At 48.2% G+C, this 2,552-nt stretch carries 3 protein-coding genes; 2 read left to right on the top strand and 1 reads right to left on the bottom strand.

Going from position 1 to position 2,552, the window contains the following annotated elements; genetic code table 11:
• Positions 1 to 257: hypothetical protein (locus tag AK963_RS33820; protein WP_202969892.1), on the top strand; the 257-nt coding region annotated here is incomplete at its 5' end.
• A gap of 11 nt (positions 258 to 268) precedes the next feature.
• Here AK963_RS33820 and AK963_RS27685 read toward each other — a convergent pair.
• On the bottom strand, positions 269 to 919 hold the full coding sequence (locus AK963_RS27685) for an F-box protein (RefSeq protein WP_083232926.1): 651 nt from the start codon (positions 917 to 919) through the stop codon (positions 269 to 271).
• A gap of 156 nt (positions 920 to 1,075) precedes the next feature.
• Here AK963_RS27685 and AK963_RS27680 point away from each other — a divergent pair.
• The coding region (locus AK963_RS27680) for a tape measure protein (RefSeq protein ID WP_139117725.1) at positions 1,076 to 2,552 on the top strand (1,477 nt) is incomplete at its 3' end.

Below are 2,552 nucleotides of genomic sequence, written 5' to 3'. Positions count from 1 at the left end.
AAGCACCGCAAGAGATCATGCAGGCACTGGTGGAAGCAGGCGAGGAGTTTGCTTTGTTCTTTGACGGCATGAACGAAGCGCAGTCCGGAAAACCGGTGAGCATTACCATGCACCGCTTGAAGTTTTCACCAGTACAGGGGCTGCCCTTTATCAGTGACGAATTTGCCGAAGTTTCAATGGAGTTTGAGGTGTTGAGAGACAGCAGCATTGGCGGTGTTGGCATGTCGCAGTTTATAAAAGTAGTGCAGGCGCTTTAGGGCGCCATTTTTTAAAAATATGATTTGGAGTTCTGAAGGGTCCAATGAACATAATTGGCAAGAGCGTCATTGCGATTCTGTTCTATATAACCTGCAATCTGATTATATGAAGAACCAACGTATAAATTCTGATTATCACGACTAAATGTTATCGAAAGGTGAGGGAACTCTATCTCGAACTTTGCTGATACATAAACAAAAAATAACCCACCATCAAATCTGCCTGCAGTAATAGCGCCTCTTTCATCAACACCATCTACATTCTGTATTTTTAAATCGCCCAGATTAATTTCTTTACCTTCACAATGTGAGTGAAATGTTGTTTGAAATTCAGATTCCAGCCATGACTCTATATTTTCTGACGGAAGAGGCTTTTGCAAAATTTGAAATTCATAGACACACCTTTCTTTTGCTTTGCTAAGCATTTTACTGTCAATTATATGGTACATGTCGCTATTGACGGTTCTTAGGCTTAATAAAGAGGGTAGTGGTAGCCTCTCTGCAATATTTAGTCGTAGCTCAGGAGGTAGCGTTGTTAATAAGTCAGGCTTGTGACTTCTAACACGACGTACATTAAAACAAGATACATTTTGCTGATTGCCTGAATTATTTTGATTTTCTCTTGGTTCTCGATAAAAGCATGTCAATAATTTCCTGATCATATTTGTAGAAAAACCTATTGTGGTTGCATAGGAATGATATTTAATTATTAGCCTTTGCTTGCTTGCTTGCTTGCTTTATTTAACGGCTCTTTTTTGTATGACCAGCTAATTAAAAACTCCCCATGCTGACCGGGTACCCACAAAGGAACCCACACCATGGCCAGCAATAACAGTGTACTCAATATCGTTATCCGGGCTCGGGATTTAGCCAGGGGAGCCCTGACCAAAGTCACTGCCCGGTTACGCACCATGGGCAGAGCCAGCCAGCAGACCGAACACCGCTTTGCCAGTTTAGGCCGTAGCATTCGCAACCTGGTACTCACCAGCGTGGGCTTTTACGCCATCAAAAAAGCGATGCAGGGGGTATTGAATACCGGGGATCAGTTTGAACGGTTGGAAGTACAGCTGAACGCCATCATGGGCAGCATGGCCGAAGGCGAGCAGGCAATGGCGTGGATAAAGGAGTTTACCAAGAACACCCCATTGGAGCTGCAGGAAGTCGCTGACGCCTTTACCGCTTTGAAAAACTTCGGGCTAGACCCGATGGATGGTACCTTGCAGGCCATTGTCGACCAGACCTCCAAGCTCGGTGGCGGCATGGAGCGTTTGAAAGGGATCAGTCTGGCATTAGGGCAGGCTTGGGCAAAGCAGAAGCTCCAGGGCGAGGAAATTCTGCAGCTGGTCGAGCGAGGGGTGCCCGTTTGGTCACTATTGGAGAAGGTGACCGGCAAGAATACCCAGGAACTGCAGAAGCTATCCAGCGCCGGCAAGCTGGGCAGAGAAGCCATCAAGGGGCTGATTGACGAGATCGGCAAAAGCAGTGCGGGAGCCGCCAAGGCCAACATGGGACTGCTTAGTGGTCTGATGTCGAATATGGCCGACCGTTGGACAGAGTTTAAAGACAGCGTCGCCGATGCCGGATGGCTCGATTACGTTAAGACGCAGCTGACCGCATTCGGTAACAAACTGGATGAGTTGGGGAAAAACGGCAAGCTGCAGGAGCTGGCGCAAAAGATCAGCGACGGGTTTATCAGCATGGCGGAGTCAGTACGGTTGTCGCTGTCGTCGATTTCCTTTGAACAATTCGTCCAGGGAGCCACAGAAGCCTTTAACAGCGTCAGCACCGTCCTCGGCAAGATGCGCTCCGCTTTTCAATTCACCAGTAACACCATCAAATTTTTCTTCAACAGCTTTCTGGTGGCGGTCAAAGGGTTTGCGTCGGCCTATACCGGCATTTTATACGGGGTCGTGAAAGTTTGGCAGGAAGTCACCGACGCCCTGGGGCTGGATGGCATTGCTGAAAAATTGAAAGGAACAACGGACTACTTAAAGTCATTGACGAAAGAGTTCGCCTCACAGGCCGCCGACGATGCCAACGACGTTAAGGACTCGCTGACCGGAATATGGGACACCTTTGCAGAAGAAAGCGAAGCCGCTATATCCAAAAGCACCGACACGGTTAAGACGATGACCGACAGCCAGAAGCTGCTCTGGCAAAATTACGCCGATGAATTAATTGCAAAACAAAAAGACATCCAGGAGGAGGTGACCAACACCGCTGACACTGCCAAAGGGGCTTTTAAAGACGCCGCCGAAGCGATGGCACAGATCAGCAACGCCGACACCCGAACCG

The organism is Endozoicomonas atrinae, from assembly GCF_001647025.1.
GTDB lineage: Bacteria > Pseudomonadota > Gammaproteobacteria > Pseudomonadales > Endozoicomonadaceae > Endozoicomonas > Endozoicomonas atrinae.
This window is presented reverse-complemented; position numbering and strand designations above follow the sequence as displayed.

Excerpts from the sequence above, each read along its gene's own strand:
- AK963_RS27685 (WP_083232926.1), bottom strand. The coding sequence starts at position 919 with ATGATCAGGAAATTATTGACATGCTTTTATCGAGAACCAAGAGAAAAT.